At 34.7% G+C, this 14,092-nt stretch carries 14 protein-coding genes and 1 pseudogene; 9 read left to right on the top strand and 6 right to left on the bottom strand.

All coding sequences use genetic code 11. The annotated features are described in order from the left end of the window. The first annotated feature begins 89 nt into the window (after positions 1-89). The 3 genes from ABWU47_RS05700 to rsmD all read left to right on the top strand — a co-directional run bounded on the left by ABWU47_RS05700 (position 90) and on the right by rsmD (position 5,180). Positions 90-3,887 (top strand): type IV secretion system protein, encoded by a 3,798-nt coding sequence (locus ABWU47_RS05700; RefSeq protein ID WP_077188206.1) that lies wholly within the window; start codon positions 90-92, stop codon positions 3,885-3,887. Continuing rightward, on the top strand, positions 3,877-4,509 hold the full coding sequence (locus ABWU47_RS05695) for a hypothetical protein (protein WP_077188205.1): 633 nt from the start codon (positions 3,877-3,879) through the stop codon (positions 4,507-4,509). The genes ABWU47_RS05700 and ABWU47_RS05695 overlap by 11 nt, the downstream gene beginning before the upstream one ends. Before the next feature lie 122 nt (positions 4,510-4,631). Then, positions 4,632-5,180, top strand: coding sequence for a 16S rRNA (guanine(966)-N(2))-methyltransferase RsmD (gene rsmD, locus ABWU47_RS05690; protein WP_077188204.1), 549 nt, complete (start codon positions 4,632-4,634; stop codon positions 5,178-5,180). Here the strand turns inward: rsmD and ABWU47_RS05685 are convergent. The 3 genes from ABWU47_RS05685 to ABWU47_RS05675 are packed head-to-tail and all read right to left on the bottom strand — an operon-like array spanning position 5,138 to position 7,625. After that, entirely contained in the window at positions 5,138-5,470 is a 333-nt protein-coding gene (locus ABWU47_RS05685) for a hypothetical protein (RefSeq protein WP_006279274.1), read from the bottom strand. The two genes, rsmD and ABWU47_RS05685, sit on opposite strands and share 43 nt — an antisense overlap. A 4-nt stretch (positions 5,471-5,474) precedes the next feature. Beyond that, on the bottom strand, positions 5,475-6,065 hold the full coding sequence (locus tag ABWU47_RS05680) for a COQ9 family protein (RefSeq protein ID WP_006279275.1): 591 nt from the start codon (positions 6,063-6,065) through the stop codon (positions 5,475-5,477). Between the two features lie 6 nt (positions 6,066-6,071). Next, positions 6,072-7,625, bottom strand: a complete 1,554-nt coding sequence (locus ABWU47_RS05675; protein ID WP_353285621.1) for a Mur ligase family protein — start codon at positions 7,623-7,625, stop codon at positions 6,072-6,074. A gap of 750 nt (positions 7,626-8,375) precedes the next feature. Between ABWU47_RS05675 and ABWU47_RS05670 the strand changes: the two genes are divergently transcribed. From ABWU47_RS05670 to ABWU47_RS05650, 5 genes are all read left to right on the top strand, one after another. Further along, positions 8,376-8,498 carry a hypothetical protein gene (locus ABWU47_RS05670; protein WP_007549233.1) on the top strand — a complete coding sequence of 41 codons (123 nt, stop codon included), beginning with the start codon at positions 8,376-8,378 and terminating at the stop codon, positions 8,496-8,498. Between the two features lie 96 nt (positions 8,499-8,594). Further along, complete coding sequence (locus ABWU47_RS05665) at positions 8,595-8,957, top strand: ferredoxin family 2Fe-2S iron-sulfur cluster binding protein (RefSeq protein WP_077188202.1); 363 nt, start codon at positions 8,595-8,597, stop codon at positions 8,955-8,957. Next, positions 8,950-9,990, top strand: a complete 1,041-nt coding sequence (locus ABWU47_RS05660) for a hypothetical protein (RefSeq protein WP_077188201.1) — start codon at positions 8,950-8,952, stop codon at positions 9,988-9,990. The genes ABWU47_RS05665 and ABWU47_RS05660 overlap by 8 nt, the downstream gene beginning before the upstream one ends. Then, positions 9,974-10,360 carry a cytochrome c-type biogenesis protein CcmH gene (locus ABWU47_RS05655; protein WP_015589263.1) on the top strand — a complete coding sequence of 129 codons (387 nt, stop codon included), beginning with the start codon at positions 9,974-9,976 and terminating at the stop codon, positions 10,358-10,360. Before ABWU47_RS05660 ends, ABWU47_RS05655 begins: the two co-directional genes overlap by 17 nt. Positions 10,361-10,495: 135 nt before the next feature. After that, positions 10,496-11,280 (top strand): IS5 family transposase gene (locus ABWU47_RS05650; RefSeq protein ID WP_238513981.1). Its coding sequence is split into 2 segments (ribosomal slippage): positions 10,496-10,817 and positions 10,817-11,280, totalling 786 coding nucleotides; the frame shifts between segments, so codons are not numbered across the junction. A 24-nt stretch (positions 11,281-11,304) separates the two neighbouring features. Here ABWU47_RS05650 and ABWU47_RS05645 read toward each other — a convergent pair. Together ABWU47_RS05645 and ABWU47_RS05640 are read right to left on the bottom strand one after the other, a co-directional pair. Then, positions 11,305-11,443, bottom strand: a pseudogene (locus ABWU47_RS05645) (IS4 family transposase); the annotation flags it as partial. Positions 11,444-11,739: 296 nt separating this feature from the next. Next, on the bottom strand, positions 11,740-12,132 hold the full coding sequence (locus ABWU47_RS05640) for a TraR/DksA family transcriptional regulator (protein ID WP_064124828.1): 393 nt from the start codon (positions 12,130-12,132) through the stop codon (positions 11,740-11,742). Between the two features lie 106 nt (positions 12,133-12,238). On the opposite strand from ABWU47_RS05640, the gene ABWU47_RS05635 reads away from it, so the two are divergent. Further along, positions 12,239-12,886, top strand: coding sequence for a heme exporter protein CcmB (locus ABWU47_RS05635; RefSeq protein WP_077188200.1), 648 nt, complete (start codon positions 12,239-12,241; stop codon positions 12,884-12,886). A gap of 476 nt (positions 12,887-13,362) precedes the next feature. On the opposite strand, the gene trmB is transcribed toward ABWU47_RS05635, so the two are convergent. After that, positions 13,363-14,028 (bottom strand): tRNA (guanosine(46)-N7)-methyltransferase TrmB, encoded by a 666-nt coding sequence (gene trmB, locus ABWU47_RS05630; protein WP_012673367.1) that lies wholly within the window; start codon positions 14,026-14,028, stop codon positions 13,363-13,365. Between the last annotated feature and the right edge of the window lie 64 nt (positions 14,029-14,092).

The raw sequence follows: 14,092 nt of genomic DNA, 5'->3' as shown, positions 1-14,092 counted from the left end.
GATATAAATGATATTATGGAGTAACTAATTAAAAAGATATTTTAAGTAAAGTTTTAGAAATTTATTCTGTATTTGGAAAAAGTTTAGATATGCAATCACGTTTAGGCAAATGTTGGTTTAGGGTATTACTTCTTGCAGCTTATGTGCTGATCACAGGTTGTAGTAAAAACGATATGCCTTTTCCAAGGTGTATATCTGCTGACTATTTTGGTCCTAAACCTATTGCAGTAAGCGCTCATTTTTCAAGCGACCACGATGCGTTTATTCCAGGAGATGGAGAAGTTATTGATCCTGAAACTGGCGAAATTAATTATGGTTTTCACCATAACCAAGTGGTGAAGTGGGAGGACACCGGACTCGAAACCAATGGAGATAGTTTAAAAGTGCGAGTTAATGGTGAATGGACATCTTGGAGTAATAATAACAAGAAGGAATCTAAAAAAGGCAGTTATACCTTACAAAGCTTGGAGCAGTTAAAATATGCAACTAAATTTGAAGGTAAACAAAGTGATAATAGTTTACCTAATTTTCACTTAGTTTGTAATGATTATAAACCTAGCATACAAAAATTTTCAAGTAAGCCTAATGCAAGTTGCACTGTAAATTGCAAGTGCATTAATGAAGATGATAGTGCAAATACAGTATCACGTGGTGCTCCATGTTGGTTTACCAACGGTCATGGTGCTTATCTTTTGTTTCAAACGGGGAAAGATGATCCTAACGAAAATCTAAAGTTAATGCGCGATCCTCAATATCCTACTGTACATCTAGGTTATAACTCCACAGCAGAGGGCGACAATGGATTTTTTACTTTAGACAGAGATAACACTAAATTAAAGGACAGAAATTGTAATGAGTTGAAGTTAAAAAAGGGATGGAAAATATATGTAAAAATATTAGATAGATATTACTTAGATAATGTAGGTGGCTACTCTTTTGAGTTCTTAAGTGGAGTGCAGCAGCCAAGTAGTTTTGGGTTTTTTGATTATATTTATAACTATCTAAAATGTGTATTATTGATTAACAAAAATTGTGAAGAGCATTTTAACAGTAACGATCCTGCAGCTGCACAAGCTATGTTCGAAAATATAGCTGAAAAAAGTACGAGCTTTCACAATTTTGTTCTTTCCTTGCTTGTTCTATTTGTAATGATTTCATCGCTTCTTTATCTTTTTGGCATGATACAAGAGACTAAGCATGATATGCTCATCAGAATGATGAAAATCACTCTAGTAATAGTGCTTATATCTCCTGGAAGTTTTAGATTTTTCTATGATCATTTTCTTGTTTTATTCGTTAAAGGTCTTGAACAATTGATAAGTATAATTACTAACTTTGCTCCCAACATGAACACCGGAAGTATTGCTCAAGGAGATGAAGCTAAGTTGTTTAGCTTCATGGAGGACATGTTCAATAAGTTTTTTGCTTATTCTGTTTGGAAAAAGTTTGCAGCGTTTTTGCATTACCAAATGTGGGCAAGCCTTCTGATGATACCGGCAATTTTCATAGGGATAGTTTTATATTTCTTGCTGTGCTTATATGCTTACATAATATTCCTCTCTGGTTTTATGGGTATAGCTTTTCTTATAGCTATCATGCCGCTGTTCCTAATCTCTATTTTATTCTCACCACTGAAAAGTCTATTTGAAGGTTGGATAAAATTCTGCATCAGCTTTTGTTTGCAGTCGATTATGATATTTGCTCTCTTGTCATTACTGGCTTCCATTATAATGAATACCTTTTATAGACAACTAGGTTTTACTGTATGCTACAATAAATGGTTCGAGGTAAGGTTATGTGCTCCAAAATGGGTGTTTGGTGGTTTTTGTATCATTGATAAACAGTATTTTGGTTGGACCCCAGGGCAAATTTTTGTACCTTACACTCTTGGAGAAGCTTCTCCACTTAACATAGATAAAAATATAGAAGGTATAGAAAAACTAAGCAGAGAAGGTGGTACAATAAAATTTACTGGCGGCGCTGGATATATCCCTCTTCCACCTGATTACATTGAAAAAGGGTTTCGTTATATAGATTATCCTTTCTTTAACCCAATTCCTGGTACTGAGAAGAATCCAGCAGACCACTATATTGCAGAAAGTGATATGATAGTGAAGAATGACTGTAGAGCAAAAGATCTAGTACGCTTAACAAATAGTTTATCATATGCATCAGAAAAAGCTGATATTCTACTGTTGATCAACAATATAGACAAAAAGATAGGTGGTATGAATAGTAAAATAACAGAGCTTTACTGTCGATCTCAGCAAGATGAAGCAAAGTGTAAAAATTATAGGAAAATAGTGGATGACTACAGAAAAGGTACCATAAGACCAGATCTCAAAAGAGAGATAAAGTCTTTGGTGCAAAGAGTATTAGAACAACAAGGTTGTGGAAGACTGAAACTTCATGATTTATATAAGGATCCCAACAGTGAATACTGTAAGAAATGTAAAGATTGTGAGGATTGCAAAGATTATCGAGAAAATAGTGATTACCAAAGGGTGCAAGACATACAGAGAGGTTATTTAATCAATGCAGGGGAAATCTTTGTATTATTCTTGCTTTCATTTTTAATGTTCTCCTTACGCACGTTCGTACAACAAATGGGCTCAAGTATCGCTGGTGGTGGATTCAGCGTTTACAATATATCTAGTATGTATTCTAAGCATTCTCCAAGCGCTACTGCACATGGCGACCCAGATGCGTCTTTTGTAAGTCAAATCTTATATTTTGGCAAATCAGCAGTGCAAGATAAAATTGGTGGAGGGTTAGAGTCTTTAGGCAGTTGGGCTACTCATTTACCGGATAGATTAGCTGGAGGTGCAGCTAATCTGCTGGGGAGAGTACCAAGAGTTGGAGGAGTGCTGAAATACGCTATTGATGTGCCACGTAAATTTGTAGGTGCTACTATTGAAGCAACAAAATTTGCAACATCACCTAAAAATGACGTTGATAAACTTGAGGAAAAAATCTACAGGGCATTTGGAGTTGATAAGGAAGATATTACGCATAGAAGGATCGGTAAATATTTAGAATATTACAAAGGATATGTAGGATCACATTTGGGCTATACAATAGAAGATGCTATGAAATTTACTTGGGAGCATGGCCTTGACTCTATAGGAAAGCATGGCTATGATCATAACCTACTCTATAGAGCAAAAGAATATAGGCGAGATTTCTTAGAGAAGCTTCATGATTACACTATCGGCCGTAAGAGAGAACCAGAAAAAGACAATCCTGATCAATCAAATAAGGTAGAACGAGAGTTAGGCACGGAACTAGTAAGAGATAACCATGATCAGCCACTAGAAGAAGGCGACCCTCTTCGACTACGAGGGGGAGGTCAGCCAGATAAGGTAGTACGAGAACTAAGCACAGAACAAGAAGACAAGCCTAATCAACTACAGCATGATCAGCCAACAGAAGAAGATAAGCCTGATCAATCAAATGAAGTGACACGAAATTTAGGCACGGAACCAAAAGGCCCAGATGAAATTGATGATTTTGGATCTGCTTTTGAAGGTATGGAAAAACGTGCTGAAAGAGAAGGCAGAAGAAATCAAGATAAAGTTTACAACCTCTCACCACTTTTTGAAATGAACACTCCAGAAGCTGTAGAAAAACGTGCTGAAAGAGCTAGAAGAAAAGAAGAAAGAGATCGAAAAGACGAAGTTTATAATCTTAAGCCTTTATTTAAAGAACCAAAAAATCCAGAAGAGTACGTTAAGGCACTTTTTGGAATGAATACCCAGGAAGCTATAAAAAAACGTGCTGAAAGAGAGGAAAAAAGAAATCGAGAAGACAGTAAAAGGAAATTACCGGAACCAATGAGGAAACCAGATGCAAAAGGAGATGAGAAGAGGATTGAAGATGAAGACTAATAAAAATTTCAAAGGCCTTGATTATTATAAATTGCAGCAAGACAAAGATGGCAACATAAAGTTAAATGACTACGACGACATTTTAAATGCGCGTAGGGCAAGGGTAGACTTGTTGCGGGATAACACATCACTTGACAAGGATGTCAATTTTGCTAAATTGAATAAAGCTTTGAGTGAGAAATTTGTAGATAATCATAGTTTATTGTCTGAATTTGATAAGGAAGACAAAGAGATTGTACAAGAAAGGATTAAGTTGTTTAGTATTTTAGAAAGTCTTGAAGACCTTAAAAGCGTGAAAAGTGAGGATCTGTTAGAGGTTAGCTTACTGCTGTCAGATCTTAGCTTCATAGAGAGAAATGTTGTACTAAATACCGATCAGAATTCTGATCTAGCAGGATTTAAAAACCTATTTATTGAAAAAAAAGCATCTGGTGAAGAGTATAGTGAAGAAGAATGTAGAGGCTTTCTTGATAATATAGATAAAATCAATACTATAATTAAGTTAGAGTTAGAAAGCAGAATTGAAGGGCTAAATCATGATGAAAAAAATGATCATGATGATTTACAAGATGAGATTGGTCAAGCAATTAATGCAGCAGGCAAATCAGAAAAAGATAACTGATGAGTCTTGTGTTTGTGTTTTTCTTACAAGCGACTCGATAGCTTCTCTCTATTAAACTGCTAAAGCCATATTGACATTAATCATATAGTATAAATAATTAATTATTTTGGAGCTTATTTAATATGCTACGCATCATTGCAGGCAAATATCGCGGAAGAAAAATAACTACAGGTAAGCATTTAGCTGCACGGCCAACTATGAGTATTGTCCGAGAAGCAATATTTAATATGCTTTCCTCAAGAAAACCTATTTATAACTTGAATGTACTTGATTTATTCTGTGGTAGTGGTTCTTTTTCATTTGAAGCGCTTTCTCGCGACGCTAAACATGCATTCATGGTGGATTCAGATTATTACAATTTGCAACTGCCTAAAAAAACAGCAGAAGATTTTGGAATTACGAACAATGTCACGCTAATTTGTTGTAGTGCTAACAAATTGCCACAACCTATTTCAAAGTGCGATGTAGTTTTTATAGACCCACCTTACAATAGCAATCTAGTTGAATCAACGTTGAATGGACTAGCTCACTCAGGCTGGTTAAGTGATGATGCATTGATAATTCTAGAGATTAGGAAAAACGAAGATTTTGAGTGCAATAAAAACTTCAGTATAATCTTGGAACGCACCTACGGTATAGCGAGAATAATTTTTCTTTCTCTATTAACTTGAACTTGCATATACTTTTCATTGATGAGTTCCAGTTCTATTTTCGTCAAGTTTCCGGAGAAATTACTTATTCTGTACTGCCCTAGATCAAAATTTTTATTAAATTCAGAGTCTATTAAATATTCATGTGCTTCTTCAATAAATTTATTTTCTTTTTCTTCGTAACTGGTGTATTTTGTTGTACCATTATTATCCTCACGATAAACTAAATGTTCTTTATGATCAGCATGAATATTTTTATTTTCACAAACCTTTTCAGGATCGTGCTCAAGTACTTTTCTACCAACAATCAATAGCTTATAAGAAATTTCCTATGATTCCTTTTAAGCGAGTTTTGAATTTTTGAAATGTCATGACATTGTTGATAAGGTTATCAAGAAACGATAAAGTATCCACAAAATCTTCTGAATAATCATTGATAAAAAAAAGTATCGTACTTAAGTACACTCCAGCTAATATTGCTCTTTTTGTATAGTAGTTAAAATCTGTTGATTGGTCATAAATGCCATACCAAATCGCACTAACAGTTCTGTATAAAAGTTTACTAGAAAAATATGTATTTTTTGGTGATACAGAGAATAATAAAACATTTTTTAAAAGTTCTCTATAATTTGGTAGCTTAGCGTAATTTGAAAAGCGTATTTGAATGGCTAACTTTACTCGCTCTCGCACTTTCATATCTTCTAAATTAGAATTCCTTAGTTCAGCTTCCATTGAGCTATTTAAGTCCTCTGCTATGTGCTCCAAAGCGCTATATATTCCATTCTGAAATTTGCAAAAGCTATTAGCTAGATTAAGGTCAGTGCACACCTTTAATAGGGTTTCATCGCTTATCCCTTCAAATGGAATAACCCTAATTAGCTTATCTATTATTAACTTTTGTTCCACGCAACATCATACTAAACAGCATGTGTGATTGTACCTGAGATTTTCAAACATTCTACAAAATGCTTCACCACGTTCCTCGAAATTTTTCCATTGATCAAAAGAAGCACACGCGGGAGAAAGTAATATTGTTACTTCTTCTGCGCTATTTAAGGCCTCTTCAAAAGCCAATCTGAATGCATCTTCTAGATTGCAACATTTAACATAATCTACTTTATTCTCCATAACATTTGCAAAAGCTTCGGTTGATTCTCCAATAAGAAAAGCTTTTCTAACCCTTGTAAAATGCTTGCTTAATGATTCTATTCCACCTTTTTTGCTTCTTCCACCAGCGATCCAATTTATGTTTTCATAAGATAAGATCGCCTTTTCGCTCGATTTTGCATTAGTTGCTTTGCTATCGTTCACGAAAAACACATTTCTTATTTTGCCAAGCAGTTCATTCCTATGCCTCAGTCCTGAAAAGGACTTGATTCCATTGATAATAGTGTTGCTATCTACTCCAAGTACCTTACATACGGCATATGTGGCTGCTATGTTTTCTGCGTTGGATATTAGGTTTATTTTCACGTCGCTTACTGATAAGCTATGATTCTCTAGTTTTAACGAGATCTTCTGGATCCCAGTGCCCCTTTTGTCATCCAAGTAGCTGACACTGGGATCCAGATAATTTCGATCTATACCAGTAATCTGTTCACTATAATCAAGCAAATTGTTACCTGCCAATGATATTAGATCTCTTGCACCACCCTCTGTCATCTGAGTAGTTGGCAATGGTTTTTCTTTTCTGGATTCCAGCGTCACGCGCTGGAATGACATCGGGGAATATGTTACTGAGATTGGAATTTTGTCTCCAGTGAATTTGTTGAATATATCAGCAGTAATCTCATTGTCACATCCTATTACGGCAACCTCACTACCGTTTATCAGTTTTAATTTAGTTGCTATGTAGTTCTCCATACTTCCATGCCTATCTATGTGATCTGGTGTAATATTGAGCAGTGCTGAAATGTCCACGTTAATTTCATTCATCAACTCCAATTGAAAAGAGGAGAGTTCGATTACATAAATTTCTGCATCTCTTTCTAGATCCAAAACAGGAACGCCTAAATTTCCACCAATAGCTACTCTTTTCCCTGCAGATTTTAATATGTGCCCTATTAGTGATGTAGTGGTTGATTTACCATTTGTTCCTGTGACGCCTATTACCTTCTGGTTCGTAGTTTTAGCTTCAAGAAATAGCTCAATGTCTGATTTTATTTTGCAATCAAATCTCCTTGCAAGTTTTACTATCCAATGTGGCTCTGTTGGCACTCCAGGGCTTAAAACCAATGCACTGATCTCATGCCAATTGTATTCCTTGGGATGAATAAAATTACATTTTTTATTCATCATTTTTGCATTTGCTATTTGCTCTTCATGATCATCCCATGCATATATTCTTGCACCACTCTTTGTTAGAGCGTTAATGGCGGATAAACCAGTTTTACCAAGACCAAAAACCGCGACGTTTTGATTTTTGTATTTGTTTAGTTGCACTGCTAGATAACTTATGCGAACCATTTTATAAAGATATCGTACAAATTACAACAGACTTCTTTCGTAGGTTACAACTGTCATTCAATAGAAACAAAAAACTTCCTTGACAAACTCCGCCAGCCCCCTTATCATGAAACTGAAGCTATTTATTTATCTTCTCTGTACAGATTAAATGACAAAAAAACTCACGTATCTGGCGTCTCATGTTTAATTTTTTGCACTATGTGCACCTTATGTCTTTATCAAATTTCTAGGTTTTTACCTACACAAGCTGAGATACGCTTATAAAGCATTTAAAACATTAAAAAACGCCAACTTAAAAAATGGATAGTGAATAATTAGCTACCCTAGGGTTTCTTTTGCCTTTTTTTCTGTTTAGTAAATTTCTTAATGTTTATAATTTAGATTAGTTGCGGCTTAAAAGCAACTGAATCGCGGTTATTAAACGTTTAGAATAAAAAAACGCCATACTTGAAAGTATAATGTAAGTAATTAGCCAACCACGGGGCTTCTTTTGCCTTTTTTTCATTTGGTAAATTTCTTAATATTTATGGCTGAACGACAATCGTCATCCCGCTGCTTGTTAGCGGGATCTCTTGTTAGCGGCTGAGATACCGCGAATGAATCGCGGTATGACGGTTCGCGACGGCGTGACGATAAGCTCGTTATCCCGCTGCTTGTTAGCGGCTAAGAGATACCGCGGCAGTATGACGGTTAAGTGGGGTGTCATCCCAGTGTCAGCTACTCGGATGACAGGAGAAGGAGGCTACTTGCATGACACCATTCTTTTTTCTGGATCCAAGTAATCAGGGCACTGGGATGACAAGAAGAGGGCACTGCCGTCATAAAGGAACCAGTGTCAGCTACTCGGATGACAACAAAGAGCTACTTGGATAACAAGAAATATAGGTACTGGAATTGTAAAGAGTTTGCAAATATTAGTTATTACCTGTAGGATATAGAGAAATTAGTAAGGATTTTAATAGGAATAATATGCCATCTGTTACTTTTATTTTACCTGATGGGAGTAAGAAAAGCTATGAAGCTGCAGAGGGAGAAACTCTGCTCAATTTAGCCCACAGAAGTGATCCAGATCTGCTTGAAGGTGCATGTGAAGGTTCTCTTGCTTGCTCTACATGCCATGTAATTGTTGATCCAAAGTTTTATAATGCTGTAGAAATACATAACCCTATATCTGATGAGGAAAATGATATGTTAGACCTAGCTTTCGGCTTAACAGAGACGTCGAGGCTTGGATGCCAAATAAAAATCACAAAAGATATCGACGGCTTGTGTGTAACCATACCAAGGGGTACAAGAAACATATCATTAGATAAACAGGGGAATCATGCGTAAGATTTTTATCTATATTATCATCTCTTTACTTTTGTTTATTCCTGTAGCGTATAGTGGTTTTTGGTATTTTTCTGCATGTAAGGTAAAAAATCTTTTAGCTGAAACAATACTATACATTAACGACGAAAAATTTGATATTTCACATGATTTTAGTGGATTTCCTACTAACCTAATTTTCCGTGTGACAAACCCAAAATTTTCCAATGAGCAATTAACCATCTCATCTGATGCTTTATTGATAAAAAATAGATTGTTTGATAAATCAGTATATATCTACATACCAAGCAATGAAGTCAACATTGCTGTTCATGATGATGAGAAAAAGAATATAAAATGCCACACAAACGATAGCAGCCACTTTGTTGTTAGACTAAACGATTTACCATCTTCATTGCGATTCAACAGAAATAGTACCGTGATAGACTATATAGGTACACTTCGTTACGAAGATTATGGATTAAAATGTGATGTTTCAGAAAATCAGCAAAGTGTTATAACTGAAGTGAATGATAAAAGTAATTACATTCAATTTTACCTCGATAAAGAACTGAGTGGAAATGCTAAGCTAGGATTTGATTTGTATACTTATCGGTATAAAAATACTGCAAGTCCTGAAAGTTACCTTAGTATCGATACTAAATTTGATTATGAATTTGTAAACGACATCTCGGCTTCCAGAATTAATTTCAATATAGAGAAATTTTTGATTCAAAGTAATAATTTTTCTTTTGCTGCAGATGGTGGGGTAAACAATTACAACTTAGTTACTTATTCATTTAAAGACAAAATCAACGTGGCTATATCAAATTATAAAGAATTAATCTCGTTTATGATTGGTGACTCAAAAACTTCAGATGCGTTTGAAAAATTAATGTCTTCCTTATCAGAAAAAACAACTGATGATGGCATTCAATTTTCAATAAAGTACGATGATGATGTAGGGTCAAGTTTTATTGGAAAGTTATCCACCACTGATTTTATGAACCAGCTCAGTAAAATAACCCAATTAACCAAGGATGAGAGCAGTAGTTAGTTTACTTTTCATATTGATATTCCACTCAGGCGTAAACGCTTTTACTCTGGATAATAAACTCAGAGATAAAAGCATGGAAAAACGAGCAACAAGTTTATTTGAAATAATAAGGTGTCCAATATGTTCTGGCGAATCATTGTCTGAATCTGGATCTCAGATCGCGTATGATATGCGAGAAGCAATTCGTAAAAAAATCAATGATGGATACACAGATGAAGAGATAATCTCAGAGTTAAAAAATTCTTACGGCAATTCAATTATAATCGTACCGCCTATAAAATCTAGCACTTACATTTTGTGGTTTATTCCACTTACAACTCTGCTTATTGGGTGTTTTTTAATACAAAGATACATCAATACAACCACTTAAACCTTTTATATATAGCTAAAGTGACTTAGAGGTTGTCCGGAAACAAGTAAAAGGCTATAATATCTGAAATTTTAGTACGGGGTAAAGATGAGAAAAAAGTATCCAACAGATCTAAGCGAAAGGGAATAGGCAAGAATAGAAAAACACTTCAGAGTATCATACAAGAAAGGAGGAAGGCCGCCAAAGTATAGCAAAAGAGAAATATTAGAAGCAATTTTCTATGTATTGCGTACAGGGTGTCAATGGCGGTATTTACCAAATGATTTTCCGCTATGGAAGACTGTGTATGAGCAGTTCAGGCAATGGAAGAAGCAGGGAATTTTTGAGAAAATGAATTATGAAATTACAAAATATAGTAGAAGAAAAATAGGAAGGAATGAGCAGCCGAGTGCCTGTATAGTAGATAGTCAATCTGTAAAGACTACAGAAAAGGGGGGATCAAAGGCTATGATGGAAGTAAAAAAGTAAAGGGTAGAAAAAGGCATATAATTACAGACACTCAGGGTTTTATACTAGGTTGTTACGTAGGCGCTGCTAACGAAAATGATAGAGATGGTATTAAAATAGCATTAAACAATATGAGAACAAAATATACTAAAGTTAAAAAAATGTGGGCTGACATGGGATACCAAGGAAGAAATTTAAAGAATCACATAAAGGAAGAATATGACATAGATATTGAAATTGTTACAAGGCCTCCATGTAGATTTTGGGTGCACAAAGATACGCCACCTGAGCTACTACCAACAAGAGAACAAGGGTTTAAAGTACAGCCAAGAAGATGGGTTGTAGAAAGGACTTTTGCTTGGGTTAATAGGAATAGAAGGCTATCGAAGGAGTATGATTTACTCACAACATCCACTGAGAATTTCATATACCTAGCTATGAGTAGGGTTATGTTAAAGAGGGAATATGCTTGAATTTACTTGTTTCCGGACAACCTCTAACTTTAAAATCATAGAAAATACTGTCGAAAAAGGAAGTTTTCTTGTTCGTGTAAAACTCAACACAATGGATTTTCTGAAAAGTTTTCGAGTATATTATATTTTTAATTTGTAGAATAAGGTTTTTTCCTTTTTGCATATTTCACCTAAAAAGGACACATTTTAGACTTCTTTGTTGAAATAAAACAGAAACAAAAGTGCTGTCCCTTGCACTCTTTGGATAATTTAATGATAAAAAATTTGGAGAGAAATTTTATACACAATCTCTGACATTTTTCCTTAAGTTGACGCCATTGCCTGAACGGATACAACTTAATTTTTAATCTGCAGGAGTCAAGTTGAGAATGTCCAATTTTCCACTTTCTTTATAGCATAACATACTTCAGCGCCTCTTGCTCCTCTTGAAGTCCAATGGGCTCACCACTTATGTGTAAATTAATCGTTAATGTTGTACACGTTCTTTTCTTTTTCTACTCTCTCTTGCTCTTCAATACAATATATAGCAAGCGGATTAGCTTTAAGTCTTTCGACTCCTATTTCTTCTCCTGTTCCATCGCAGTAACCATAAGTGCCTAATTTTATTTTTTCTAACGCCTCCTTAATTTTTTCTTTTCTATCTTTTCGACGCTTGATTAATTCCTCGTTTCCACTATCTCCATCAGAATAGTATGTATCAATACTATTCTCTTCTAGTTCTTGTTTCTCCAGCTCAGCGAGTATTGACTGTAACTTTAAGCTGAAGTATTCCAGTTGTTTTACGCTCATATATTCTTCATCTTCTGAAGGAGTGTAATCTTCTGGTGACTTTATTTTTGGTAACTTTTCCATAATTGCATTATCAAAAAAATAATAAAACCTATATAATTTATGAACAAAAAATTATACTACCTCAAAGTAAACACTATAATTTATAATAAACATTTAAAAGCCTAGTATGATCGACTCAGTAAAAAAATTAGTAATAGATGATAAGAACTTTACCTATATAGTATGTATTTTTATCATAATGTTAAGTTTATCTTCATTTACACTTAAAAACAACAATAAACAAGAAGTTATGTTAACATTAACATGGATATGTGCTACATTTGTTTTGCAGATTTCTACAAATAATTTGTTTACATCTGATTATCATGATGGAATATTAGAGCAAATCTTTGTACAGCCACTCTCTTCTAGGCTTATAGTTGCTTATAAAATTTTCGCTCACTGGCTATTATTTGGATTACCAATTTCAGTGATTTCTTCCATATTCAGCTTTGCAGTTCTATGCAATAGTATTGAACACTCAATAGCAGTTGGAGTGTCTTTATTATTTAATACGCTGATAATCATTAATATTTCAGCTACTGGAAATGCATTGATGATTGGTCGAAACAACTTAGCATCAGGAGTATCGCAAATTCTTGTTTTGCCAATGATAATGCCAACCTTTGTGTATTTTAAAATGCTAACTCAATTTGAAAATTTGTCCTTGAATATTTATACACTACTAATCACCATCTTAATTTTTGTTATTTTGATTGTTAACAGCACCATAACTACTCACATGGCACTAAAATTTGCTGTGGAACAGGATTGAAAAATCTTACTGTTATTCAGTAGACTTCTTGCATAACCTAGAAAAAAGGCAAATAGTTATTATAGATTTAGGTTTATCGACAATTTGAAAAACCTTCATTCCAGCATCCTTCCCTGTCATCCAAGTAGCCCTTCGTTGTCATCCCAGTGTCAAAAACTGGGATAACAGCTAACCTGACAACCGTCATCCCGCTACTTGTTAGCGGCTAAGAGATACCGTGACGGTATGACGGTTCGCGGTGGCATGACGATAAGCCTCATCATCCCGCTACGTGTTAGCGCCGCGGCGGTATGACGATTCGCAGCGGCATGACGAGAAAGGGGCTACTTGGATGATACCTTTTTTCTACTTAGTTTGGGTTATGCAAGAAGTCTATTCCTTCATAAGGAGAAGTAGTTAAAGGAATTTACTCTATTTCTCCCTCTTTTTTTATTATTTTTAATCTATAGTTAACGTAAAAGAGATATGCAAAAACTCTATTGATCCATAGTCTGCAAATTATTAATAACACTTACTTTAAAGAACCTCACTTTACGCTGATCTTTGAGCGCTCTTCTGTGGTATTTTGTAAGAGTATAACTTGTGAAATCGTCTTCCCTATAGATTAAAGAGTTACACTGCTTTATATGTGATGCTATCCACTCTGCATAGTCCTGATGATCGGTTGCAATGAATATTTCCCCTGTTATAAGTATTTTTTTTGCTAATAAATTTAAAAATTCCGTATTAATTAATCGTCTTTTATTGTGACTTCTTTTTGGCCATGGATCTGGAAAGAGAATAAAGAATCTTTCAACACTGTTATCAGGAAAATTTGCAATCAATTCTCTTGCATCTTCTGTCCACATTAAAATATTTTTTATGTTCTGTATTTCTATGTTTGTCAGCAAGCGAGAAACCCCCTTTAAGTAGGGCTCACATCCTATAAATAATAGATCAGGTTCATTGAGCACCTGGTAAAGCATATTTTCACCGTTGCCAAAGCCTATTTCTACCCATATTCTTTTTTGTGAATTTACAATTTTCTCTATAGATTCCTTGCTGTTTTGAATAGAATATTTTTCCAATATTTCATCAACATCAGGTTTTAGCCTGGACCTTCTGGAGAACGATCTAATCCACTTGCTATTCTTAAATAGCATATTCTTGATACATATATAATTTTCTCACTATATTTTATATAGCTTAAACAATTCTCGAAATGAG

It is taken from the genome of Wolbachia endosymbiont (group A) of Gastracanthus pulcherrimus (genome assembly GCF_964028265.1).
Lineage (GTDB): Bacteria > Pseudomonadota > Alphaproteobacteria > Rickettsiales > Anaplasmataceae > Wolbachia > Wolbachia pipientis.
Note: the sequence above shows the minus strand (reverse complement) of the source record. Positions and strands in the feature narration are given on the sequence as shown.